The organism is Streptomyces sp. NPDC059718 (assembly GCF_042733315.1).
Lineage (GTDB): Bacteria > Actinomycetota > Actinomycetes > Streptomycetales > Streptomycetaceae > Actinacidiphila.
On record NZ_JBHWGA010000039.1, the window covers coordinates 67,314 to 91,042 of the forward strand.

At 73.8% G+C, this 23,729-nt stretch carries 23 protein-coding genes; 9 read left to right on the forward strand and 14 right to left on the reverse strand.

Annotated elements, in window-relative coordinates; genetic code table 11:
- Positions 1-121 precede the first annotated feature (121 nt).
- Together ACFV3E_RS33975 and ACFV3E_RS33980 are read right to left on the reverse strand one after the other, a co-directional pair.
- Positions 122-571, reverse strand: coding sequence for a VOC family protein (locus ACFV3E_RS33975; protein ID WP_500538358.1), 450 nt, complete (start codon positions 569-571; stop codon positions 122-124).
- Positions 572-656: 85 nt separating this feature from the next.
- The gene (locus ACFV3E_RS33980) at positions 657-872 is read right to left on the reverse strand and encodes a dodecin (RefSeq protein ID WP_500363922.1); all 216 of its coding nucleotides are present in this window, start codon (positions 870-872) and stop codon (positions 657-659) included.
- Positions 873-1,001: 129 nt separating this feature from the next.
- Here ACFV3E_RS33980 and polX point away from each other — a divergent pair, with 129 nt between their 5' ends.
- The 4 genes from polX (at position 1,002) to ACFV3E_RS34000 (ending at position 5,655) form a co-directional block, all read left to right on the forward strand.
- Positions 1,002-2,735 carry a DNA polymerase/3'-5' exonuclease PolX gene (polX, locus tag ACFV3E_RS33985; protein ID WP_500538360.1) on the forward strand — a complete coding sequence of 578 codons (1,734 nt, stop codon included), beginning with the start codon at positions 1,002-1,004 and terminating at the stop codon, positions 2,733-2,735.
- A 61-nt stretch (positions 2,736-2,796) separates the two neighbouring features.
- Complete coding sequence (locus ACFV3E_RS33990) at positions 2,797-3,201, forward strand: hypothetical protein (RefSeq protein WP_500538362.1); 405 nt, start codon at positions 2,797-2,799, stop codon at positions 3,199-3,201.
- Positions 3,202-3,345: 144 nt separating this feature from the next.
- On the forward strand, positions 3,346-4,128 hold the full coding sequence (locus ACFV3E_RS33995; protein ID WP_500538364.1) for a VOC family protein: 783 nt from the start codon (positions 3,346-3,348) through the stop codon (positions 4,126-4,128).
- A gap of 93 nt (positions 4,129-4,221) precedes the next feature.
- Positions 4,222-5,655: a lipase maturation factor family protein gene (locus ACFV3E_RS34000; RefSeq protein ID WP_500538366.1), complete on the forward strand. Its 1,434-nt coding sequence runs from the start codon at positions 4,222-4,224 to the stop codon at positions 5,653-5,655.
- Between the two features lie 89 nt (positions 5,656-5,744).
- On the opposite strand, the gene ACFV3E_RS34005 is transcribed toward ACFV3E_RS34000, so the two are convergent.
- Positions 5,745-6,029 (reverse strand): acylphosphatase, encoded by a 285-nt coding sequence (locus ACFV3E_RS34005; protein WP_500538368.1) that lies wholly within the window; start codon positions 6,027-6,029, stop codon positions 5,745-5,747.
- Entirely contained in the window at positions 6,026-6,763 is a 738-nt protein-coding gene (locus ACFV3E_RS34010; protein ID WP_500538370.1) for a DUF72 domain-containing protein, read from the reverse strand. Before ACFV3E_RS34010 ends, ACFV3E_RS34005 begins: the two co-directional genes overlap by 4 nt.
- An 87-nt stretch (positions 6,764-6,850) precedes the next feature.
- Between ACFV3E_RS34010 and ACFV3E_RS34015 the strand changes: the two genes are divergently transcribed.
- Positions 6,851-8,140 (forward strand): alpha/beta family hydrolase, encoded by a 1,290-nt coding sequence (locus tag ACFV3E_RS34015; RefSeq protein ID WP_500538372.1) that lies wholly within the window; start codon positions 6,851-6,853, stop codon positions 8,138-8,140.
- Positions 8,141-8,188: 48 nt separating this feature from the next.
- Positions 8,189-8,644 carry a Crp/Fnr family transcriptional regulator gene (locus ACFV3E_RS34020; RefSeq protein ID WP_499515374.1) on the forward strand — a complete coding sequence of 152 codons (456 nt, stop codon included), beginning with the start codon at positions 8,189-8,191 and terminating at the stop codon, positions 8,642-8,644.
- Between the two features lie 147 nt (positions 8,645-8,791).
- Here ACFV3E_RS34020 and ACFV3E_RS34025 read toward each other — a convergent pair whose 3' ends face one another.
- Positions 8,792-9,655, reverse strand: a complete 864-nt coding sequence (locus ACFV3E_RS34025; RefSeq protein ID WP_500538373.1) for a DUF6777 domain-containing protein — start codon at positions 9,653-9,655, stop codon at positions 8,792-8,794.
- 88 nt (positions 9,656-9,743) lie between these two features.
- Here ACFV3E_RS34025 and ACFV3E_RS34030 point away from each other — a divergent pair, with 88 nt between their 5' ends.
- Together ACFV3E_RS34030 and ACFV3E_RS34035 are read left to right on the forward strand one after the other, a co-directional pair.
- Positions 9,744-11,042 (forward strand): streptophobe family protein, encoded by a 1,299-nt coding sequence (locus ACFV3E_RS34030; RefSeq protein WP_500538375.1) that lies wholly within the window; start codon positions 9,744-9,746, stop codon positions 11,040-11,042.
- Positions 11,043-11,140: 98 nt separating this feature from the next.
- The gene (locus tag ACFV3E_RS34035) at positions 11,141-11,314 is read left to right on the forward strand and encodes a hypothetical protein (RefSeq protein ID WP_500538376.1); all 174 of its coding nucleotides are present in this window, start codon (positions 11,141-11,143) and stop codon (positions 11,312-11,314) included.
- A gap of 321 nt (positions 11,315-11,635) precedes the next feature.
- Here ACFV3E_RS34035 and ACFV3E_RS34040 read toward each other — a convergent pair whose 3' ends face one another.
- From ACFV3E_RS34040 to ACFV3E_RS34055, 4 genes are all read right to left on the reverse strand, one after another.
- Positions 11,636-12,220: an SH3 domain-containing protein gene (locus tag ACFV3E_RS34040; RefSeq protein WP_500363900.1), complete on the reverse strand. Its 585-nt coding sequence runs from the start codon at positions 12,218-12,220 to the stop codon at positions 11,636-11,638.
- A gap of 5 nt (positions 12,221-12,225) precedes the next feature.
- A complete protein-coding gene (locus ACFV3E_RS34045) occupies positions 12,226-14,568 on the reverse strand; it encodes an FHA domain-containing protein (RefSeq protein ID WP_500538378.1) in 2,343 nt (780 codons plus the stop codon).
- 92 nt (positions 14,569-14,660) lie between these two features.
- Positions 14,661-16,136, reverse strand: a complete 1,476-nt coding sequence (locus ACFV3E_RS34050; RefSeq protein ID WP_500538380.1) for an SDR family NAD(P)-dependent oxidoreductase — start codon at positions 16,134-16,136, stop codon at positions 14,661-14,663.
- 164 nt (positions 16,137-16,300) lie between these two features.
- On the reverse strand, positions 16,301-16,543 hold the full coding sequence (locus ACFV3E_RS34055; RefSeq protein WP_500363895.1) for a hypothetical protein: 243 nt from the start codon (positions 16,541-16,543) through the stop codon (positions 16,301-16,303).
- A 146-nt stretch (positions 16,544-16,689) separates the two neighbouring features.
- Between ACFV3E_RS34055 and ACFV3E_RS34060 the strand changes: the two genes are divergently transcribed.
- Positions 16,690-18,513: an AMP-dependent synthetase/ligase gene (locus ACFV3E_RS34060; protein WP_500538382.1), complete on the forward strand. Its 1,824-nt coding sequence runs from the start codon at positions 16,690-16,692 to the stop codon at positions 18,511-18,513.
- A gap of 7 nt (positions 18,514-18,520) precedes the next feature.
- On the opposite strand, the gene ACFV3E_RS34065 is transcribed toward ACFV3E_RS34060, so the two are convergent.
- The 5 genes from ACFV3E_RS34065 to ACFV3E_RS34085 form a co-directional block, all read right to left on the reverse strand.
- Positions 18,521-19,390 (reverse strand): S1 family peptidase, encoded by an 870-nt coding sequence (locus tag ACFV3E_RS34065; RefSeq protein WP_500538384.1) that lies wholly within the window; start codon positions 19,388-19,390, stop codon positions 18,521-18,523.
- A 155-nt stretch (positions 19,391-19,545) separates the two neighbouring features.
- The gene (locus tag ACFV3E_RS34070) at positions 19,546-20,412 is read right to left on the reverse strand and encodes a lysophospholipid acyltransferase family protein (protein WP_500538386.1); all 867 of its coding nucleotides are present in this window, start codon (positions 20,410-20,412) and stop codon (positions 19,546-19,548) included.
- 52 nt (positions 20,413-20,464) lie between these two features.
- Positions 20,465-21,247 carry a GNAT family N-acetyltransferase gene (locus tag ACFV3E_RS34075; RefSeq protein ID WP_500538388.1) on the reverse strand — a complete coding sequence of 261 codons (783 nt, stop codon included), beginning with the start codon at positions 21,245-21,247 and terminating at the stop codon, positions 20,465-20,467.
- A gap of 136 nt (positions 21,248-21,383) precedes the next feature.
- On the reverse strand, positions 21,384-21,887 hold the full coding sequence (locus tag ACFV3E_RS34080; RefSeq protein ID WP_500363887.1) for a MarR family winged helix-turn-helix transcriptional regulator: 504 nt from the start codon (positions 21,885-21,887) through the stop codon (positions 21,384-21,386).
- A gap of 61 nt (positions 21,888-21,948) precedes the next feature.
- Complete coding sequence (locus ACFV3E_RS34085) at positions 21,949-23,490, reverse strand: FUSC family protein (protein WP_500538390.1); 1,542 nt, start codon at positions 23,488-23,490, stop codon at positions 21,949-21,951.
- Positions 23,491-23,729 lie beyond the last annotated feature (239 nt).

Genomic DNA, 23,729 nt, shown 5'->3' on the forward strand with positions numbered 1-23,729 from the left:
CCCTCTTCCCTGCGGGATTCGGTGCTCGTCGCGGCGGTCGACACCGCTGTGGCACCCCGTCGGTTCGAGCCTAAATGCGCCATTTGGGGCAGGCAAGGCGGTCCGGCGGGCCGGGTACCGGCTACGCCACGCAGAACTCGTTGCCCTCCGGGTCCAGCAGCACCACCCCGTAGTGGTCCACCCCCGGTTGGGCGAGCACGCGCAGCCGGGAGGCCCCCGCCGCGACCAGCCGACCGACCTCGGCCTCGACCCGCTCCCTGCGGGTCTCCAGGGGCACCTCGGCCCGCTTGCCGCCCACCTTGACGTCGAGGTGCAGCCGGTTCTTGACCACCTTGCCCTCGGGCACCTGCTGGAACCAGATCCGGGGCCCGTCACCCTCCGGGTCCACGATGGAGTCGCAGCACTCCCCGTCGCCGAGCTCCTCCTCCGGCACGCCGACGGAGAGCCAGTACTCCCGCCAGGTGGGGAAGCCGTCCGGAGCGTCCTCCAGCCGGTAGCGCAGCGCGTCCGCCCAGAAGCACGCCTGCGCCCCGGGATCCGCGCAGTCGATCGTGAGCTGGAACGCGACCATGGTGTGCCTCCGTCGAAGTGGCCCGCCCGGTGCCGGCACCGGTGGGACCCATGCTGCCCGACGGGTACGACAGTCGGTCAGCCGCTCAGTCGTTCCCCTCGATCCTGAAGCCGACTTTCAGCCCGACCTGGAAGTGCCCGACCTGCCCGTCCGCCAGGTGACCGCGGATCTGCGTCACCTCGAACCAGTCGAGGTTGCGCAGGGTCTCCGAGGCACGGCTCAGCCCGTTGCGGATGGCGGCGTCCAGGCCCTCGCTGGACGAGCCGACGATCTCGGTCACCCGGTACGTGTGGTCGGTCATGGGTCCTCCCTGATCGGTGGGAACGGGCGGCTCCGCCGCCCCTCCACGGTGCCTCATCGCCCCGCGGGCCGCGAGGGGAAGGACGGCCCCGGGCGTTAGCCCACGGCGTGCCACGGGAAGGGGCTCCACATGGCCAGGGCCAACGACGAGGTCGAAGCCCTGCTCCGCGAGTACGCCGACCTCATCCGGATCACCGGCGGCGACGCGTACAAGGCGCGCGCCTACGAGAAGGCCGCCCGCGCCATCGGCGGCCACCACGAGGACGTCTCCCGGCTCGACGACAAGGGGCTGCGGAAGATACCCGGCGTGGGGAAGTCCGTGGCCGAGAAGGTCTCCGAGTACCTGCGCACCGGCACCGTCCCCGCCGTGGAGGAACTGCGCGCCCGCATCCCCGCCGGCGTACGGGAGATGACCGCGATCCCGATGCTCGGCCCCAAGCGGGCCATGATGCTCTACCAGGAGCTGCACATCGCCTCGGTGCAGGAACTCGCCGACGCCATCCACGCCGAACGCCTACGCGACCTGCCCGGCTTCGGCGCCCGCACCGAGGAGACCATCCTGCACGGCATCGGCCTGATGCGGTCCTCGGGCGGCCGGGTCCCGCTGAACGTCGCCACGGCGGTCGCCGAGGAGGTCGTCGCCGAGCTCTCCGCGCTCCCCGGTTGCGAGCGCTGCACGTACGCCGGCTCGCTGCGCCGCATGCGGGAAACGGTCGGCGACGTCGACGTCCTCGTCGCCGCCGAGCGGTCCGGGCCCTTCATGGAGGCGTTCACCCGGATGCCGGGCACCGCCGAGGTCATCGTGCGGGGCGCGAAGAAGACCTCGATCCGGACCACCAAGGGCCTCCAGGTCGACCTGCGGGTCGTGCCGCCCGACTCCTGGGGCGCGGCACTGCAGTACTTCACCGGCTCCAAGGCCCACAACATCCGCACCCGCGAGATGGCCGTCCACCACGGCCTCAAGCTCTCCGAGTACGGGCTCTTCGACACCGCGACCGGCGAGCGCGTCGTCTCCCGCACCGAGGAGGAGGTCTACGCCCGCCTCGGGCTGCCCTGGATACCGCCCACCCTGCGCGAGGACCGGGGCGAGATCCAGGCAGGCCTGGCAGGGGAGCTCCCCGAGCCGCTCGCGCTGCGCGCCGTCCGCGGTGACCTGCACACCCACACCGACCTCACCGACGGCCTCGCAGGCCTGGAGGAGATGGTGGCGGCGGCGGCCGCGCGCGGCTACGCCTACTACGCGGTCACCGACCACGCGCCCGACCTGTCCATGCAGCGCATGACGGACGAGAAGATCCTCGCCCAGCGCGCGGAGGCCCGCCGCCTGGACCGCGCCCACAAGGGCATGCGCGTCCTGCACGGCACCGAACTGAACATCGGCCCCGACGGGGGCGTGGACTGGCCGGACGCGTTCCTGGCCGGCTTCGACCTGTGCGTGGCCTCGATCCACTCCCACTTCCACCAGGACCGCGACGCCCTCACCCGGCGCCTGGTGCGCGCGGCCGAGAACCCGTACGTCAACATCATCGGCCACCCCACCACCCGGCTGCTGGGCAGGCGCCCGGGTCTCGACGCCGACCTCGACGAGGTCTTCGCCGTCTGCGCCCGCACCGGCACGGCGCTGGAGGTCAACGCCCAGCCCGACCGGCTCGACCTCGGCGACGAACTGATCCTGCGGGCCCGCCGGTACGGCGTGAAGTTCGCCGTCGACAGCGACGCGCACTCCACCGTCCACCTGGACTTCATGCGCTACGGCGTCGGCACGGCCCAGCGGGGCTGGCTCACCGAGGACGACGTCGTCAACGCCTGGCCGTTCACCCGGCTGCGGCGCTTCCTGCGCAAAGGCGGCCGTACGCATCCGTGACCGTACCCGGGGTAGGCGCAGCGCGAGGCCCCTTACCACGCCCGACATCGAGGAGGACACGATGCTGCTGCTGGGATTCGTGCTCATGGGCGCCACCGCCGCCTTCACCGGACTCCTGATCGCGGAGAACCTCGGCGGAGGACCCGACTACACCGTGACGCTGTTCGGCTCGGACATCGCCACCGTCAACACCCTCGGCGCGTTCCTCGCCGGTCTCGCGCTCGCCCTGGTGTTCTGCCTGGCCTCGGTCATCGCCCTGGCCGGCGCCGGACGCGAGCGCAGCCGCCGCGCGGAGCTGCGCCGGCTGCGCCGCCGGGCCCGCGCCGCCGAGACGGCGCCCGACGCCACCGCCCCTACCGCGACCGCCCCGACCGTCACCACCGGGACCGCCGACGACACGGTCACGACCACGAAGACCCCCACGGCGTCCGCCCGGCGCCGGGGCATGCACCTGTTCGGCCACTGAGCCGGAGCAGGAGCGCCGGAGCGGAAGCGCACCACCCCGGCGCACATGGCGCCCGCCCACCGGTACGTACGACGGACCGCCGAAGATGCCTCCCGGACCCGCTGCCGCCATTCTGGGAACGGGGCAGGACAAGGAGGCCGGTACGTGTCCACCACGAAGATCTGCTGTGTGGCGGGCGCCCCGTGCTGGGTCAGCCTGATGGCACGCGACCTGGACGTGGCGAAGGCGTTCTACGGACCACTGCTCGGCTGGGAGTTCGAACCCGGTCCCTCCCGCTGGGGCCCGTACGAACGCGCACTGGTGAACGGCACGGAGGTCGCCGGCATCGGGGCCATCGCCCGGGACTGGGAGACCTCGGTGTCCTGGACCACGTACTTCGGGGTGGAGAGCGCCGACGCCACCGCCTCCGACATCCGCGACCGCGGCGGCACGGTGGCCGTGGGCCCGCTCGACTTCGACGCCGGGCGGCTGGCCCTGGTGGCCGACTCCATGGGCGCCTCCTTCGGCATCTGGGAGGGCGAGCACGGCCCCGCCCGCAAGCTGCGGATGCACGGCGCCCCCTCCTGGATCGAGCTGCGCACCCGCGACACCTTCGCCGCGGCCCTGTTCTACGGCGAGGTCTTCCACTGGGACCGGCGCGGGCCCCGCTACGTCGTGGAATGGGAGAACGACCGCGTCGTCCTCTACGTCGACGGGCACAGCGTCGCGGGCATCCGCGGCGGCGGCGTCGAGGCGGCGGCCGACCCCAAGGTCCGACCGCGATGGCACGTCTTCTTCACCGTCGCCGACGTCGACGAGGCCGTCCGGCTCGCCAAGGACCTCGGCGGCGAGGTGACCGGCGAACCCCTCGACAGCGCCTACGGCAGGGTCGCGGGCATCCGCGACCCGGAGGGCGGACTGCTCTCCCTCGTCGCCGACCACGAGTAGCACGCCGCCCGCCCGCGTCCCATCGGATGAACCTCGCCCCGCCGCCGCCCCGCCGGGTCGCGGACGCCGCGGCGGGGCATTAGGGATGCGGCCATGGAGTGGTTCACGGCACCCGACTACTGGCTGAGCCGCGTCGTCGTCCAGCGCGGCCTCGGCGTGCTCTACCTGGTCGCCTTCCTCACCGCCGCGAACCAGTTCCGCGCCCTCATCGGCGAGCACGGTCTGCTGCCCGTCCCGGACTTCCTGCGGCGCGTGCCGTTCCGCCACGCGCCGAGCCTGTTCCACCTCCGCTACTCCGACCGCCTCTTCGCCGCCGTCGCGTGGGGCGGCGTCGCGCTGTCCGCGGCCGTCGTCGCGGGTGTCACGGACCTCGTGCCGCTGTGGGCCGCCCTGCTGGTCTGGGCGGTGCTGTGGTTGCTCTACCTGTCGATCGTCAACGTCGGCCAGACCTGGTACGCGTTCGGCTGGGAGTCCCTGCTGCTGGAGGCCGGCTTCCTGGCGGTGTTCCTCGGCAACGACGAGACCGGGCCGCCCGTGCTGATCCTGTGGCTGATGCGCTGGCTGCTCTTCCGCGTCGAGTTCGGCGCCGGACTGATCAAGATGCGGGGCGACGCCTGCTGGCGCGACCTGACCTGCCTGTACTACCACCACGAGACGCAGCCCATGCCCGGCCCGCTCAGCTGGTTCTTCCACCACCTGCCGCGCGGAGTGCACCGGGCCGAGACCGCCGCCAACCACTTCGCCCAGCTGGTCGTGCCCGTCGCCCTGTTCACCCCGCAACCGGTGGCGGGCATCGCCGCCTGCGTCGTCATCGCCACCCAGCTGTGGCTCGTGCTCTCGGGCAACTTCGCATGGCTGAACTGGCTGACCATCGTCCTCGCCGTCGCCGCGCTCGACGGCTCGTACGTGGCCGCGCCGCCGCCGGCGGCGTCCGTGCCCCCGCCCGCCTGGTACGCGGGCCTGGTGATCGCCGCCACCGTCCTCGTCGCCGTCCTCAGCTACTGGCCCGCCCGCAACCTGCTCTCCCGCGGCCAGATGATGAACGTCTCCTTCAACCGGCTGCACCTGGTCAACTCCTACGGCGCCTTCGGCAGCATCAACCGGATGCGCCTGGAGGTCGTCGTCGAGGGCACCGACGCCGCCGAACCCGGCCCCGGCACCGTGTGGAAGGAGTACGGCTTCAAGGGCAAGCCCACCGCCCGGCACCGGCTGCCCCGCCAGTTCGCCCCGTACCACCTGCGGCTGGACTGGCTGATGTGGTTCGCCGGGATCTCCCCGGCCTACGCGTGGAGCTGGTTCATCCCGTTCGTCGGCAAGCTCCTGGAGAACGACCCCCGCACGCTGCGCCTGCTGCGCAGCAACCCCTTCCCGCACGCCCCGCCCACCTACGTCCGGGCCCGCCTGTACCACTACCGCTTCACCGATCGGCGCACCCTGAGGGCCACCGGGGCCTGGTGGGAGCGGAGCCTGGTGCGGGAGTACCTCCCGCCGGTCGACCGCGAAGGGCTGCGACGCGAGGGCCGGTGACGGCCGCGCACCCCGGTCCCAGGTCCCGGTCCCACACCCGGCCCCGCATCCGGCCCCGTACTACGGCCGTGCCGCCCTCGCGCGCGCCCTCAGTCGCGCCAAGGGGTGGGACGGATCTCGAAGCCGGTGAGCCCCTCCGGCTCCTCCTCGACGACCTCCACACGATCCACGATGGACAGCGGCGAGCCCTCGTGCGACCAGACCACCATCCGTTCCACCGCCTCCGGCGGACCCTCGAAGACCGCCTCGACCGTGCCGTCCGGCCGGTTGCGGACCCAGCCGGTGACTCCGCTCTCGTCCGCCGTCATACGGCAGGTGTCCCGGAAGTACACCCCCTGGACGTCGCCCGTCACGACGACCCGCCGCCGCATCACGACGGACGCACCTGGCGGAACGCCTCGATGAAGGCGTCGGCGTCCAGGACGGCCGCCCCGCCGGGGTCGTTGTTGAAGTACACAAACACGTCGGAGCCCTCCGGCCAGGTGTCCGCGATGCGGTGTGCCCAGGTGGTCAGCGCCCGGGAGCCGTAGCGGGGCCACGGCCGGGCGATGCCCTCATGGAAGCGCACGTACCCCCAGTCCGCGGTACGCCACAACGGCGTCGCAGGGCGCGCCCGCCGGTCGGCCCAGCACAGCGCGGCGCCACGGCGCTTCAGCAGGGCCCGGATCTCGGGGGTCCACCAGGAGGCGTGCCGCGGCTCGACGGCCACCCGCACGCCCTCCGGGAAGCAGTACAGGCACGCCTCCAGGACCCGGGCGTCGGCCCTCAGGTTCGGCGGCAGCTGCAGCAGCACCGGCCCCAGCCGGTCGCCGAGCCCCTCGGCGTGCGTCAGCAGCCGCCGCACCGGCTCCTCCGGGTCGCGCAGCCGCTTCATGTGGGTCAGGTAGCGGCTGGCCTTGACCGCCATCACGAAGCCCTCGGGCGTGTGCTCGCGCCAGCTCGCGAAGATCTCCCGGGACGGCAGGCGGTAGAACGCGTTGTTGCTCTCGACCGTGCCGAAACGGCGTGCGTACTCCTCCAGCCACAGCCGCTGCGGCACCTGGGGCGGGTACAGCACGCCGCGCCAGTCCCGGTACTGCCATCCCGAGGTTCCCACGAGCACGGACATCGCGCGGTCCCTGCCGGTTGCTTGCTGCTCCCTATTCAGGGTAGGTCGTAAGGAGTCCCGGATCTCCCCGCTCGCGGGGGTGGAACCATGCACTTCACAGACCGCGCGGATGCCGGACGGCAGCTCGCCGAGCGGCTGCGGCATCTGGAATTCGACAACCCCATCGTGCTCGGCCTGCCACGCGGCGGCGTGGTCGTCGCCTACGAGGTGGCGCAGGCCCTGCACGCACCCCTGGACGTGATCGTCGTCCGCAAGCTCGGCGTCCCGTACCACCGGGAGCTGGGCTTCGGCGCCATCGGCGAGGGCGGCGCCAAGGTGCTCAGCGACGACATCGTCCGCATGAGCCACGTCTCCCGCGCCGACATCGACACCGTCGAGCACCGCGAGGAGGCCGAGCTGGCCCGGCAGGCGCACCGCTTCCGAGAGGGTCGCCCGCGCACCCCGCTGGCCGGCCGCACGGTGCTCCTCGTCGACGACGGCGTCGCCACCGGCGCCACCGCCCTCGCCGCCTGCGAGGTGGCCCGCTCCCAGGGCGCCGCCCGGGTCGTGCTCGCCGTGCCCGTGGCCTCGCCCCAGTCGCTGCCCGCCCTGCGGCACGCCGCCGACGACGTGGTGTGCCTGTCGGCGCCGGGCGCCTTCTTCGCGGTGGGGGAGTGGTACCACGACTTCTCCCAGACCGCCGACGACGAGGTGTCCGGACTGCTCAAGCAGGCCGCTGCCCGGGGACCGCGGACCACCGAGGTGGACCTGGCCGTGGGTGGCGAGGCCGGGGTGCGGCTCGCCGGGACGCTGACCATGCCCGCCGACGCACGGGCCCTGGTGGTCTTCGCCCACGGCACCGGCAGCAGCCGGCACAGCCCGCGCAACCGGGCGGTGGCCGCCGCCCTCAACCAGGCCGGTCTCGGCACCCTGCTGTTCGACCTCCTCACCTCCGCCGAGGAGGCGGACCGGGCCAACGTCTTCGACGTCGAGCTGCTCGCCGGCCGCCTGGTCGAGGTCACCGGGTGGGCCCGCGGGGAGAACCTGCCGCTCGCCTACTTCGGGGCCAGTACCGGCGCGGCCGCCGCGCTGTGGGCCGCGGCCGACCCCCGGGCCGCCCCGTACGTCTCCTCGGTGGTGTCCCGGGGCGGCCGTCCCGATCTGGCCATGCCCCGGCTCGGCGAGGTCAGGGCGCCCACCCTGCTCATCGTCGGCGGCCGGGACACCACGGTCCTGGAGCTGAACCAGCGCGCCCAGGAGGCGCTCGACTGCCCCAGCCTGCTGCACGTCGTGCCCGGCGCGACCCACCTGTTCGAGGAGCCGGGAGCGCTCGACGAGGTGGCGCACCTGGCGCGCGACTGGTTGGCCGGTCACCTCCCTGCGACGGCCGGTGAGTGACCGTACCCTGAGGTCAGGGGGTGTGGAAGGGAGCAGGAGGATGCGCCGATGAGCAGCACGGTGACCATGCTGGACTCACTCCCGCCGGCCCACCGCCGAGCCTTCCTGGAGCACGCCAGGAAGGTCAGCTTCCCGCAGAGCTGGCGCATCTGCGACGAGGGCAGATTCGCCGACCGGTTCTGGGTGGTCGAGTCGGGTGCCGTCTCCATCGACATGGACGTGCCCGGCCGCGGCGCCGTCTCCGTCGAGACCCTGGGTCCCGGCGAACTCGTCGGCTGGTCCTGGCTGTTCCCTCCCTACCGCTGGCAGGTGGGCGCCCACGCGCTGGGCTCGGTGGGCGCGTACGAGTTCGGCGCGGCCGAGATCCGCGACCTGTGCCGGGACAACCCGGTGCTGGGCCAGGCCATCGTGCTGGCCGCCGCCCAGACCATCGCCCAGCGGCTGGGTTCGGCCCGGGCCAGGATGCTCGACATGTACGGCCCGCGCCTGCAGGAGCACTCCTGACCGACGGAAACCGGCCACGTGAACGGCACGCGGGGCGACTGCCGGTCGCGCTCCCCGTCCCCGAAGTCCTCGACGGGTCACCGCCGTTCACGGAGAGGTTCACAGCGGCGTCCAAGGCGGCGCGGCCCACGGCCCCGGTGGCCCGGGTCAGCGCACCCAGGTGTCGTCGGTGCCCCTCGTGCCCACCGGGCGGCGGAACAGCTCGTCGCGTCCCGCGTCGTACAGGACGAACGACCGGTGCGCCTGCGGGGCGGGGCGCACCGCGACCACCTCCGACTCCCGGAAGCCGGGCCACGGCTGCCCGGAGTGGCCGGCACCCTTGACCGCCTTCGGCGCCGACAGCGGATTGCCGCCCGCGCAGCGCACCCGGGGCACGCCGAGGTCGTCGACGAGCACGGCCGTGCCCGCCTCCAGCACCGCCGCGAAGGAGGTCGCGGAGCCGTCCGCGAAGCCGTGGCCGGTGACCCTGGTGTCGGCGCGCAGCAGCGCGGGGGTGAGCGACTTCAGGTACCGCCCGATCCCGTCGGCGTCGATGCCCGCCACCCGGGCGAAGGCGGCCGCCTTGCCGGGGTCCGCGGTCAGGGATGCGGTCTGCTCGGCGACGTCGCAGGCGGCCTCGCCCTTGGTGCCGCCGTACAGGGCGCGTGTACCGCCGGAGACGCTCGGCGCCCCGTACGTGGCGGAGGGCTTCGGGGTCAGGGTGGGCGCCGGGGCGTCCGGGGGCGGGGACTCCTTGGCCGTGCTCGTGGTGAAGGAGTCGGGACCCGCCGCCCGCGCCGGCTGGAGCACGATCTGCGGCAGGGTCGGTGAGGGGCTCCGCCCGGGCGTGGCCGTGCCTCCGTCGCCGCCCCGCGTGGCCAGGAAGACCGCCAGGACGAGCGCCGCGGCCCCCAGTGCCGCGAGCGCCGACAGCCCGGCGCTCGACGTCCACCACGGCCGGCGTGCGTGCGAGGGCGGGTCGTGGCCGGGGCCGGGGGTGCCGGGCGGCTCCTGGGGCGGGGGTGAGGTCACCCCGCATTCTCCGTCCACCCTCCGGCGGGGCCGCAAGCCGGGACATTCCGGACGGGCGGGCTGCCGCCGGGCTGCTTAGCCTGACACCGTGACCCGGCATCCGCCCACCGCCCCGCACCCGGCCCCGGGGCCCACCCACGGCTGGCTGCACGCACTCGCCGCGGTCGTGGCCGGGTACGCCGTGATGGTGGTCGTGGCGGCCCTGGGCCTGTGGCTCGCGGGGGCCTCCGAGCTGCCGCAGGGCGCCTTCCTGCCCGTCATCGCGGCCACCGTGGTCATGGCCGTCGGGGGCCGCGTCGGCCTGGAGGGCGGCGCGGGCACCATCGCCCGGTCGGACGCGGCGGTGACCGTCTTCCCGCTGTCCGTCGCCCTCGCCGGGGCCCTCGTCACCGCCTACGTGGTCGTACGGCCGCTGCGCCGGCACGCGGTGGTCTCCGGGGACCGGCTGCTGTGGCTCTTCGTCCGGACGGCCGTGCTGTGGGCCCTCGTCACCCTGCTGATCGCCCTCGGCGCACGCCACACCTTCACCATCTCCACGGGCGAGGAGTTCCTCAACGACCTCGGCGACCTGTTCGGCATCACCCCCACTGTCGGTTTCCGCGCCGACGTCCCGGTCACGGTCGTCGCCGGGCTGCTCTGGCTGGCCGTCGTCCTCCTCCTGGCCTTCGCCGTGTCACGGCGGGCGCCCCTGCCCTCCCGGCTGGTGCCCGTGCACACCGTCGTCCGGCCGGCCGCCCGCGCCATGGTGGGCGTCCTGCTCGCCTACGTGGTCGCCGGCGCCGTGATCGCGGTGGTCACCGCCTCCACGCGCGCGGAGCCCGCGGACAGCTTCGCCGTCGTCTTCCTCGGCCTGCCGAACGTGGCATGGCTCGCCCTCGGGCTCGGCATGGGCGCCTCGTGGCACGGCAGCGTGCAGGGAGCGCTGGGTGTGCCGATGCCGGAGGCGCTGGCCGCGGTGCTGCGCAGCGGGGACGGGGAGGCCACCCTCGACCTCGCGTCGCTCTCCGAGCACGACGGCAGGGCGTGGTGGCTGGTGGTCGCCGCCGCCGTCGCCATGCTGGCCGCCGGCTGGGCCACCGCTTGGCGTGCGCGACCCGGCACGGGGCACGTGCGCAACGCCGTCCACCTGGGGGTGGCGTCCGCGGCGGCCATGCTGCTGATCGGCGTGCTCACCCGGATCGACGCGCACTACGGCCTGTCGCTGTTCGGCATCGGCGACCCGTCCGACACCGGCGGCCTCGGCGGTTCGATCGTGCTGCTCCCGAACCTGCTCCCCGCGATCGGCATCGCCGCGCTGTGGGGCGTGGCGGCAGGCCTGCTCGGCAGCATGGCCGTCCACCTGCTGGCCCGCGGCCGCACCGCCCGCCCGGGCGCTCCGGTCGGCTGACGGGGATTCGCCCGGCTGCTCGGGCGGTCGCGATCCGCGCGCGGTCGTGCCGGGCTGCCTCCCTCGGGGTTGGCCCGTCCGGGTGATCGGACGGGCCCATGCCGGGGTTCGCCCGGCGGGAGGTCTGCCGGGCCAGGGGCCGGTTCCGGTGCGCGGGCGGCGATCCGGGCGCCGTCAGGCCGGGGGCCGCGATCGGCATCGCCGCGCTGTGGGGCGTGGCGGCAGGCCTGCTCGGCAGCATGGCCGCCCGCATCCTGGCAACGACCCGCTGACGGCTGCCCCGGCGGCGGCCCCGCTTGGGGGCGGAGGATCGCCGGTCGCTGGGCGGATCGCGATCCGCGCGCGGTCGTGCTGGGCGGCATTCTTCGGGGTTCGCCCGGCGGGAGGTCTGCCGGGCCGGGGCCGGCTCGGGTGCTCTGCGGGTGGCGATCCGGGCATTGCCGCGCTGTGGGGCCGGACGGGCCGCCTACTCTTGGCCCCGGGCGAGCCGGCCGTTGCCGCCGCACCGACGGCTGTGGCTTGAGGCCTGCCGCAGGCGTGGCCCGGCACCTCCGGCCCGCCGACGCCGCCGGCCGCCGCCCCTGGCATCCGCCTCAGGGTTCGCTCGTCCATGTGATCGGGTGGGTCTCGGTCGGGGACGCGTCGTCGCGCAGCGGGGGCTCCGCCGGGGGCGGGGGTTCGCCGGGCCGCATCGCGGGCGGGTCGGCGGCGGCGTAGGTCGCCATGCGGGCGCCGTCGCAGTAGCACCAGCGGTCGTGCTCGGCGTCGAAGAGCCAGACGGCGTCGCCGTCCACGACGGCGCCGATCCGCATCCCGCTCGTTCCCCGGTCGAAGGTCTCCAGGTCGATCGTCCCGGCCGCGAGGTCCTGCACCATGGTCCGGTACGAGCCGAGCGCCTCCACCAGCCGGCCCAGCAGCGGACGGGCGTCCGCCGTGCGCGCCGGGGAGCCGCCCACCGCCGGAGGGCCCTGCGGCACCGTGATCAGCAGCCGTCCGTCCACCCACGCGGACCAGCCGTTGGAGCACACGATCCGCGCCCAGTCGCCCCGGTGCTCGGTCACCCGCACCGGCAGCAGGGGGTCCAGCCCCGCGGAGGGGCTGGAGTCGTCCGGCGCCCGCCAGGTGGGCAGTCCGCCCGCCGGGGCGACATGGGTGGGGACGAACTCCGGCTCGTACATCAGGCCTACCTCCGCATGATGGCCGGCTCGTGCTGCCGCAGCAGCCTGACCACGACGAGGCCGAAGGCCACCGACAGCACCACGAGCATGCCCATGTCCAGCAGCCACATGGAGGGCATGGGCCGGAAGAGGGGGTCCGACGTCACGTTGCTGGGTGTGAAGGCATGCAGGTCCAGCGTCGCGGCCATCGCCCCCAGCGCCCAGCGCGAGGGCACCAGCCAGGACAACTGCTCCAGACCCGGCACCCCGTGCAGGGGCAGCAGGGCGCCGCAGAAGACGACCTGCACGATGGCGATCAGTACCAGCAGCGGCATGGTCACCTCCTCCTTGCGCACCAGGGCCGAGATCAGCAGCCCGAGCATCATCGAGGTGAACGCCAGCAGCGCCACCGCCAGCGTGATCTCCAGCAGCGGCGGGAACAGGACCCCGCTGCCGCCCTGGGGTCTCAGACGCACGCCGACGAGGGCGACCATCGTCAGGACCACCGCCTGCGCGACGGTGATCACTCCCAGCACCACGACCTTGGACGCCAGGTAGGCCGAGCGGGACAGGCCCACGGCCCGCTCCCGCTGGTAGATCACCCGTTCCTTGACGAGCTCGCGGACCGCGTTGGCGGCCCCGGTGAGCACCGAGCCGACGCACAGGATCAGCAGCACGTTGAGCGCGTTGTTCCGGCCCAGCGCACCGCCGGCCAGGGCGCGCGCCATCCCGCCCATCACGAAGGGCAGTGCCACCATGATCGCCAGGAAGGTGCGGTCGGCGGCCAGCGACGCCGTGTAGCGGCGCACCAGCGTCCACAACTGGCCGCCCCAGCCCTGCGGCTTGGGCGGCTCGAGGGGTTCGAGCTCCGCCGGGGGCTGCGGTCCCGCGGGCTCCAGCGCCGCGGCGACGTACTCGTCGTAGAGCGGGGAGGCCTCGTACTGGCCCGCCCAGTCGCGGTTCTCCTCGTTCTCGAACGCCTCGAAGGCCTCCGGCCACTGCCGGAAGCCGAAGAAGGGGAGGGTCTTCGAGGGCGGCCCGTAGTAGGCCATGCGCCCGCCGGGGGCCATCACCAGCAACCGGTCGCAGACCTCCAGGCTGAGCACGCTGTGCGTCACCACGATGACCGTGCGGCCGTCGTCGGCGAGCTCGCGCAGCATCGTCATCACCGAACGGTCCATCCCCGGGTCCAGGCCCGAGGTCGGTTCGTCCAGGAAGAGCAGCGAGGGCTTCGTCAGCAGTTCCAGGGCGACGCTCACGCGCTTGCGCTGGCCGCCGGAGAGGGTGTGGACCGGCTGCTTCACCCGCGCCTCCAGGCCGAGTTCGGCGATCACCTCGTCCACCCGGGCCTGCCGCTCCTCCTTGGCGGTGTCGCCGGGGAAGCGGAGTTCGGCGGCGTACGACAGGGCGCGCCCGACGGGGAGCTGCTGGTGCAGGATGTCGTCCTGCGGGACGAGGCCGATGCGCTGGCGCAGGTCCGCGTACTCGCGGTACAGGTCGCGCCCGTCGTAGAGCACCGTTCCGTGGTTCGCGGGGCGCAGGCCGGTCAGCGCGTTCAGCAGCGTCGACTTGCCGGAGCCGCTCGGCCCGACCACCGCCAGCAGGCACTTCTCGCCGACGGGGAAGCTGATGTCGTCCAGCAGCACCTTGCCGCCGTCGCCCACCCGCACCGACAGGTCGCGGACGTTGAGCGAGACCTCGCCGGTGTCGGTGAACTGCTGCAGCTTGTCGCCGACGAGCCGGAACACCGCGTGGCCGACGTCGATGATGTCGCCCTGGTGCACGAGCGCCCGTTCGACGCGCTGGCCGTCCAGATAGGTGCCGTTGTGGCTGTGCAGGTCGACGATCTCGTAGCCGCCTTCCGGCAGCGACCGCAGTTCGGCGTGGTGCCGTGAGACCAGCAGGTCCGAGACGACCAGGTCGTTGTCGGAGGCGCGCCCGATGTGGATCGTGCGGTCCGGCAGCGACCGCACCGACGTCGGGCGGCGGAAGGTGCCGGTCGCCGCGGGGGAGGCCATCGGCGGCGCCCGGTAGACCCCGGTGGGGGCCTCGGCGCTGCTCAGCCGGGCGCACGGCCCCTGCTCGGCGTGCCCGAAGCGGATGACGCTGCCCGGGCCGACGCCCCACTGCCGGACCTGCCGGCCGTTGACGAAGGTGCCGTTGGTGCTGCCCATGTCGTGCAGCATCCAGCTGTCGCCCGCGGGCCGGATCACCGCGTGGTGCCACGACACCCGGGGGTCGTCGAGGACGACGTCACCGTCGGGGTCGCGACCGACGTGGTACTCCCGACCCGGGACCAGGATCCGGGTGTCCCCGTCGGTCTCGAGCACGAGCTTGGGCGCGGTGGGCGCGAAACCTCGCTCGGCCACGCTTCGATCGTAGCCGCGGACCGGCCGCCCCGCCTGTCCCACCTGTCCCGCAACGGGCCGTCACATGGCCCTGAGGGACGGTGCCGGGGCGCTCACCACTCGGTCGGCGCGTAGTCCTTGAGGAACACCCCGTGCAGGTCCTCGCCCAGCTCGCCGCGGACGATCGGGTCGTACACCCGGGCCGCGCCGTCGATGAGGTCCAGCGGGGCGTGGAATCCCTCGTCGGCGAGGCGCATCTTGTCCGGGTGGGGCCGCTCGTCGGTGATCCAGCCGGTGTCGACGCTGGTCATCAGGATGCCGTCGGTCTCCAGCATCTCCCGCGCGCTGGTGCGGGTCAGCATGTTGAGCGCGGCCTTCGCCATGTTGGTGTGCGGATGGCCCGCGCCCTTGTAGCCGCGGGTGAACTTGCCCTCCATCGCGGAGACGTTCACGACGTACTTGCGGCGGGCGGCGGCGGCCGCCATCGCCGGGCGCAACCTGCTGACCAGGATGAACGGCGCGGTCTCGTTGCACAGCTGCACTTCGAGCATCTCGACCGGGTCGACCTCGCCCACGGCCCGGCTCCAGCTGTTCGCCGCGTCGAGGTCGGGGACCAGCCCGCCGGCGTCGATCGCCGTGCCGGCCTCGATCCGGGCGAGCGAGGCCGAACCGCTCACCAGCGCCAGGTCCGTGACCTCCTGGGCCCGGGCCGACAGCTCGGCGCGCGGGGCGGGCAGCGCGGGCTGGGCACCGCTGCCGAAGGCCCCGAAGACCTCCGAGACGGGCAGCGCCCCGGCCGGGAGCGGGGCGGACTCGGCGGCCACCAGTTCCGCGTAGGCGGCGGGGGAGCGGCGCACGGTCTGCGCCGCGTTGTTGATCAGGATGTCCAGGGGGCCCTCGGCGGCCACCGAGTCGGCGAGCGCGACGACCTGGGCCGGGTCGCGGAGGTCGATCCCCACGATCTTGAGGCGGTGGATCCACTCCTCGCTGTCCGGCATCGCCTTGAAGCGCCGGATGGCGTCCGTGGGGAAGCGCGTGGTGACCGTGGTGTGGGCGCCGTCGCGCAGCAGCCGCAGCGCGATGTACATGCCGATCTTGGCCCGGCCGCCGGTGAGCAGCGCGCGGCGGCCGGTCAGGTCGGTGCGCGCGTCGCGCCGGGCACGGTTGGAGGCCGCGCACTCCCGGCACAGCTGGTGGTAGAAGGCGTCGACCTCGACGTAGCGCCCCTTGCACACGTAGCAGGAGCGCGGCCGCCGCAGGATGCCCGCGATCGCACCGGTCGTCGACGAGGAGGGCAGCACTCCCTGGGTCTCGTCGTCGATCCGCTCGGCGGAGCCGGTCGCGGTGGACTCGGTGACCATCTTGTCGTGGGCGGTCTTGGCGGCCCGCCGGTCCTGCCGGCGGCGCTGCTTCACCATCCGGTAGATGCCGGCCGTGGCCATGCGCACGGTGACCGCGTCGGGGTGGTCGATCGGCAGCTCGTCGAGCTCCCTGAGCACGCTGAGGCACAGCTCCAGGCGCGCCGGGTCGATGCCGGGGACGCCCTCCCAGGCCGTTGCCGTGCTCTGCTCGTTCTCGGTCGCCGTCATGCCCGCCGTCGTTCCCTGGATCGTGTGTTCCCACTGGTGTCCTGCGGAACTCTACGGAGGCGGGGGCGCCCGGCCAAAACGGCGGCTTTCGCCCGTGCGTCCCCGGCGGCCGCAGCCGGCGGGCCGGGGGGCGGCCCCGCGGCGGTCCGCGGCGTGCCGGCGGGTCACTCCAGGGGGGCGGTGGCCTCGCTCTCGTACGCGTAGTCCCACGGCTCGTCGGCCATGTGCTCGAGGCGCTTGTAGTACGCGGCGCTGTCCGGCCACGCCTGGTGCGCCCCCGCGTCCTGCACGCTGATGGCCAGCGGGTCGTAGAGGATGCCCTCGGGGGGCTGCCCCCCGGCTCCCAGTGCGACGCCGAGGGTGAGACCGTCCCCGGGGCCGCCGTGGAGTCGGATCCTGGTGGTCATGGAGGTCACCTCCTGCATCCATGATCTCTCGCCGGGGGAGGTTTGGTGAAGAACCGGGACAGCGACCCGGCCGTGGGCCGACAGTGCGTGAGAGATCCGTTACGTTACGCTTCTCCGCCCGCTCCAACCCCCCACGAGGTGCCCGCGTGCGCGAATTCAGTCTGCCCGCGCTGGTCCCGGCCACCCTCGCCGGTGGCCTGGCCGACGTGGTGTTCGAGACCGCGGCGCAGGCCCCGGACGAGGTGCGGCTGGGCCGCAAGGAGGACGGCCGCTGGCGGGACGTGACCACGGCCGAGTTCCGCGACGAGGTGACGGCCCTGGCCAAGGGGCTGCTCGCGCACGGGGTGCGGTTCGGGGACCGGGTGGGGATCATGTCGCGCACCCGGTACGAGTGGACGCTCTTCGACTTCGCGCTGTGGACCATCGGGGCGCAGCCGGTGCCCGTCTACCCGACCTCCTCCGCCGAGCAGCTGCGCTGGATCCTCCACGACACCGGCGCCGTCGGCTGCGTCCTGGAGCACGAGGACCACGCCATGACGCTGGGCTCGGTGATCGACCGGCTGCCCGCAGTGACCCGCGTCTGGCAGCTGGACTCCGGGGCGGTGAAGCAGCTGGTGGCCGACGGGGAGCGGATCTCCGAGGACGTGGTCCACCGGCACCGGCTCGCCGTCACCCCCGACGCGGTCGCCACCGTGATCTACACCTCGGGCACCACCGGACGACCCCGGGGCTGCGTCCTGACCCACGGCAACTTCATGTGCCAGACCGACAACCTCATCGCCGGCTGGCGGCCGGTCTTCGACAGCGGCACCTCCGCGGAGCCGTCCGTGCTGCTCTTCCTGCCGCTGGCCCACGTCTTCGGCCGCATGATCCAGGTGGCGGCCGTGCGGGCGAGGGTGCGCCTGGGCCACCAGCCCGAGATGACGGCCGCCGAACTCCTGCCCGACCTGGCCCTGTTCCGGCCGACGTTCGTGCTCGCCGTGCCGTACGTCTTCGAGAAGGTCTTCAACGCCGCGCGCGACAAGGCGGAGGAGGCCGGCCACCTCGGTGTGTTCGACAAGGCCGTCGACGTGGCCGTGCGCTTCGCCGAGGCCCGCGAGCGCCGTGCGCTGGGCACCGGCCCGGGACCGAGCGCGGCGCTGCGGGTGCTGCACCGCGTCTACGACCGGATGGTGTACGCGAAGGTCCGCGAGGCGCTGGGCGGCCGGGTCCGCAACGCGGTGAGCGGCGGCTCCACCATGGGGCGGCGGCTCGGGCTGTTCCTGGAGGGCGCGGGGGTCACGGTGTACGAGGGCTACGGACTCACCGAGTCCACCTCGGCCGCCACCGCCAACCCGCCCGGGCGGGTGCGTTACGGCACGGTTGGTCTCCCCGTGCCCGGGACGGACGTGCGGATCTCGGACGAGGGCGAGATCCTGCTGCGCGGCCCGGCCGTCTTCTCCGGTTACCTCGGCGACCCCGGGGCCACGGCGCAGGCCCTGCGCGACGGCTGGCTGCACACCGGCGACCTCGGCTTCCTCGACGAGCACGGCTACCTGACGATCACCGGCCGCAAGAAGGAGATCATCGTCACCACCAGCGGCAAGAACCTCTCCCCGGCCGTCCTGGAGGAACGCGTCCGTGAGCATCCGCTGGTCGAGCACTGCCTGGTCATCGGCAACGACCGGCCTTACGTGACGGCCCTGGTGACCCTGGACACCGAGGCGACGACCCAGTGGCTGCGGCTGCGCGGCAAGGCCGAGGCCGGGCTGCAGGAGCTGGTGCGCGATCCGGAGCTGGAGACCGAGGTGCGGCGGGCGGTGTCGGCGGCCAACACGCGGGTGTCGAAGGCGGAGTCGATCCGTTCGTTCCGCGTGCTGGCCGCCTCGTTCACCGAGGAGCGGGGGCTGGTCACCCCCTCCCGCAAGCTCAGGCGCCGGGCGGTCGAGGAGGCCTACGCCGCCGAGATCGACGCGATGTACCGGCGCTGAACCGCGGTCACGGCTTGGGGAGCAGGCATCCCGGCAGCGTGAGGTCGAACCGGTTGCCCGTGGTCACGCACGTGCCGATCCCGTAGGTCTGCTCGGCGTAGTTGATGCCCTGGCGGACGGTGACGGTGCCGTTCTCGGCCACCTCGCAGGGGTTGTTGAGGGTGCAGCGGCCGCCGTCCTCGTTCCCCGTGTTGTTGATGGCGACGACCTTGCCGGTCGCGGTGTCGATGACGGGTGAACCCGAGGTGCCGCCGATGGTGTTGCACGAGGAGGTGTAGCGGACCGAGTCCTTCCAGGTCCAGTCGCCCTCCTTGAGGAGGTGGACGAAGCCGTCGATGCTGCAGCTGTAGATGGTCTTCCAGTAGCCGGAGACGACCTTGATGGCCGTGCCCTGCACCGGGTGCGTGCCGGAGACCTCCAGCGCGGAGATCCCGTAGGAGGACTGGATCTGCGCGTAGGTGCGGCCCAGTTGGTACACCGAGATGTCGGTGTCGGTCATGGTCGCGTACGCCAGCTTGGTGGCGCGCAGCGTGGCGACCGAGCGGCCGGAGGCGTTGAGCAGGCCGAAGGTGCGTGTCGAGGTCTGGTTGACCAGTACCTCGCCGGGGTCGAGGAAGCCGCTGGTCAGGCAGTGCCCGTTGGAGAGCACCAGGGCGGGGTCGGTGGACGCGGAGCCCGGGAAGCGGATGAGCGACCCGGAGCAGTTGCTGAGCGACACCGTCCCGGCGAAGTCGACGGTGACGGCGGCCCTGGTGTCCGGTGCGGCCGCGGTGTGCCGGCCGGCCGCCGAGGCGGGGGCTGCGGACAGCCCGAGGGACGCGACCGCGGCGAGGGCCGCAAGGGCGGCCGCGAAGACTCCTCTGAGAGGTCGTTTCATGTGGGGGGTCCTCTCGAGACCGAAGTTCTTTCGGTTTTGGCATGGACATTGTTGTGAACTCGAGAGGGTGGTCACAAGAGGGCCCCATGCGGCCGGACCGCGCCCGACGCCGCGCCGGAAGCGACCACCGGCGGGCGCGGTCCGGTGACGGGACGTCAGCCCGGAAGCCCCGCGACACGGTCGCCCGGCCGGCGGGCGGGCGCGCCGATCCGGACGTCCGTCCCGCGCTCGTGGGGACCGGCCTGGACCGGTACGGCCGCGCGCGGCGCGGGGGCGGCGGAGGCGTGGCGGGCGGCGGCCGCGAGCGCACGCCGGTCCGGGAGCGAGCCCGCCGCGATGCGGGGGAACGCCGCCACCTCCGCGGTGAGGCCGCGGGCCGCCACCACCCGGCGCACCGAGTCCATCAGGGTGTCCTCGCCGAGGAACGCCGCCTCGGTGCTGGGCCTCCCGTCGGCGTGCCGGTAGCGGATGAGCAGCGGCTGCACGTCGGCGCCGGCGTCCAGCGCGGCCTGGAACAGCGCCCGGCGGTACCGGCCTTCCTCACGGCCGCACCAGGTGCTGCCCTCAGGGAAGGCCACCACCGTCGCGCCCGAGCGCAGCGCGTCCGCGACCTCCGCCACCGTGTCCGGCAGCGCGCGGATCCGTTCCCGGTCGATGAAGATCGTGCGGCCGCGCACGCACAGCCGCCCGATCACCGGCCAGTCGCTGATCTCCCGCTTGGCGACGTTGCGGCCCGGGAAGACCGCGGCGATCAGCAGGATGTCCAGCCACGACACGTGGTTGGAGACCACCAGCAGGCCGCGGCCCGGCTCCCGCGGCGCCGGCTCGGGCAGCCGCACCCGGACGCCGAACGCCGCCGCCACCGAGCGGGTCCAGCGCCGGATCAGCCGCTCGCGCCCCGCCGGGCCGCACAGCGTGCCGAACGGCACCGAGAGTACGACGCCGGTGAGCAGCACCACCAGCGCGGCGGCGTATCGCAGCAGCCGCCGGACCCGGCCCACCACCCGACCGTCGCCGGTCACGCACGCCTGCGGGGTGCAGGGGGCGACCGGCGACCACCACGCCGCGGCCATCTCAGACCGATCCGAGCGAGCCGATGGCGCCGAAGTGGCGCAGGTAGCGCTCGTCGGTGCGCTCCAGCGAGAGCAGGATGAACAGGTCGGCGACGCCGAAGTCCGGGTCGTAGGCGGGCTCGCCGCACACCCAGGCGCCCAGCCGCAGGTAGCCGCGGAGCAGCGCGGGCAGCGTGGCACGGGCGGGGCGGACGATGCCCGCCGGGTCCCAGGGGCGGTGCGGGGAGACCAGGTACTCCTCGGGGGCCATGTTCTTGGCGGAGACCCGGTCCCACACGCCGGCGGCCAGCGCGCCGCCGTCGGTGAGCGGCACCGAGCAGCAGCCGGCGACCCAGTTGTGGCCGGTGGTCGCCATGTAGCGGGTGATGCCGCCCCACATCAGCGCGACGACGGCCCCGTCACGGTGGTCGGCGTGCACGCACGAGCGGCCCACCTCGACCATGTCGTGCTGGATCGGCGCGAGCCGGGTCAGGTCGAACTCGGACTCGGAGTAGTTGCGGCCCGCGCGGCGGGCGTTGGCGGGGGTGAGTAGCCGGTAGGTACCGACGACCTCGCCGGTGCGGTCGTCCTTCACCAGCAGGTGGTCGCAGAAGGCGTCGAGGGCGTCGACGTCCAGGCCCGGCTCGGGCGTGTCCAGCACGGCCCCCATCTCCCCGGCGAACACCTGGTGCCGCAGGCGCTGTGCGGCCCGCACCTCCGCCTCGTCCTGGGCGAGGCTCACCGAATAGCGGGGGCGGTCGGTCGGGGTGTCGACGACGGGAGCGAGTTCGTACGAAGCGGTCATGGCGCGATTCCCTGGTCAGGGGGACGGGGACACCCCTAGATGTCCCGTCGCGGCCTTGCCTTGGCGTGTCCTTGACGGAGCGCGCAGATGTGCGCTCGCTGAAGTGCCGGTGCCGTCGGTCCGCGGACCGCCCGCTTCACCCGGAAAGCGCTCCCAAGCGGCCTTCGAGCAGCAGCAGGAGCTCGCCGAGGATGCCCGCCAGCTCCTCGCGGCGGCCCTCCGGGAGTCCGGACAGCAGCCCCGTCTCGTAGGCGAGCTGCTCGGGCAGGACGCGGTCGACGAGCGCGCGGCCCTCCTCGGTCAGCCGCAGGTGGGAGACCCGGCGGTCGCGGCTGTCCGGGCGGCGGGCGACCAGGGCGCGCTCCTCCAGCAGCTTGATCCGCTTGGTGACCGCGGCGCCCGAGGCGAAGGTCTCCCGGGCCAGCCGGCCCGGCGTCAGCTCGCCGCCGACGCGGCGCAGGGCGATGAGGATGTCGTACTCCGGGCGGGTGAGGCCTTCGCGACCCAGGGGCGTCTCGGTGACCTGCTGCAGCAAGGCGGCGCAGCGGTTCAGCCTGCCGATCACGGCGACCGGCCCGAAGTCCAGGTCCGGGTAGACGTCCTGCCACTGGCGCAGCACCGTCGCGACGGCGTCCTCCACGCGGTTGTCCTTCCTCCGTACGCCGGCGGCTCCGGCGGCGTGCGCATGATCGTACGCGTCGTCACGGCACGGTGACGGACCGGCCGTCCCCGCGCCGACCTGCCAGCATCAGGTGGCCGCGCTCCTCCGCGGCGGCGATCCGACGCTCGGGCAGGGCCCGGCTCCACCACTCGCCGGAGGCGGTGTCGGCGGCCTCGCGCAGCTCCAGGAGGGCGGCCACGAGCCGGGCCTCGCGGGCGACGGGCGCCGCGAGCTCGTGCTCCAGGCGCCGCAGCGCGGCGCCCACCCGGTGGCCCGCCCGGCGGTTCGGCACGGCGAAGCAGGCGAGCAGCCCGGCCGCGGCGCCGACGAGGGTGTCCAGCCAGCGGTCGGCCACCAGTCGGCCGGCGGGCTGCGCGCCCGCGAACTCGGTCATGATCATGGCCATGGGCGTCACGAAGGCGCTGGCGATCCAGTAGTTGCGCGCGATGGTGGCCTCGGCCGCGGCATTGCAGGCCAGCGCGGTCACGATGAGGGCCACGGCCCCGGTGGTCGTGAGCGGCACCAGTGCGGTGAACAGCAGCACGCCCAGGAGGTTGCCGAGCACCCGCTGCAGCGCGCGGTGCCACGACAGGGTGGTGTTGGCCGCGAAGACGGCCGCGGCGGTCACCACGGCCCAGTACGGCCGGTCCACGCCCAGGGCCATCGATCCCCACCCCGCCAGGGCGCTGCCCAGCAGGACGCGCAGCCCGACGGGGAGCAGATGCCGCAGGCCGGGGCGGTGGGGCCGCCCCGCCCGGCCGGTCCGGGTGCCGACGGAAGGGGCGGGGGTGCGTGCGGCGGGGCCGGGGTCCGGCAGGGTGCGGGTACGGCGCAGGGCCCGGGCCCACTCGGTGAGCCGGTCCGCGTCGGACGGCTCGGCGGCCTCGGCGCGCGCCAGCAGCCGCTCCAGGCCCACCAGATGGACGGTGGTCCGGGCCGCCCGCAGGGTGTGCCAGGCGGTGTGCACCGCGAGGGTGGCCTCGTGCCGGCTGCCGGAGGTTCCCCCGTCGGTCAGCGCGCGGGCCCGGACCTCCAGGGCCCGCGCGACGGCGGTGCGCTCGGGGGCGTGCGGGCGCACGAGCACCGGGGCCATGCACACCAGCCAGGCGACGGCCCCGCCGAGCAGCACCAGCCCGGTGTGCGCGGGCACCTGCCCGAGGGTCTGCGGGACGAAGGCGGCGCTCGCCGCCACGAAGGTGAAGATCACGTTCCCGGGCGGCCCGATCCGTGTCGCGTCGCACACCACCTTGTGCACCGCCGCGAGCAGGGCGGCCACCGCCACCCGGACCGGCGTCGACTCGGTCAGCGCGGCGGTGGTCAGCGCCACCCCGGTCCCGGCGGCCATGCCCAGGACGACCAGGGCGAGCGTCCGGGCCCGGGCAGCGAAGGGCAGCCCGTGCGCGTACAGGGCGCACAGTCCGCCGCCGGCGGCGTACAGCACCAGGTCCAGCCGCCCCAGGGCCAGCAGCGTCACCTCTACCAGGCCCACGGCGACGACGACGCTGAGGGCCCGGCGGTGCCAGAGGTCCTGGACGGTGCGGAGCCGGAAGGCACCGCGGACGGGGAGGGGGAAAGCGGGCATACGGGAAAGCTTAGCAGATGTTTTACTCGTGAAAGATCTTCCGGCCGGTCGGACCCGGGCGGAACCAGACGGACCCCGGACGGACCCGGGACGTACGCGGTGGCCGGCCCCGCTCCGGGACCGGCCACCGCGGACCCGCGCGGATCAGGCGGGGAACGCCAGCGACAGCGCGAACCGCCCCTCGGCATCCGTCCACCAGTGCCGCAGGGCGAGACCGGCGGCGGCCAGCTCGGCCCGCA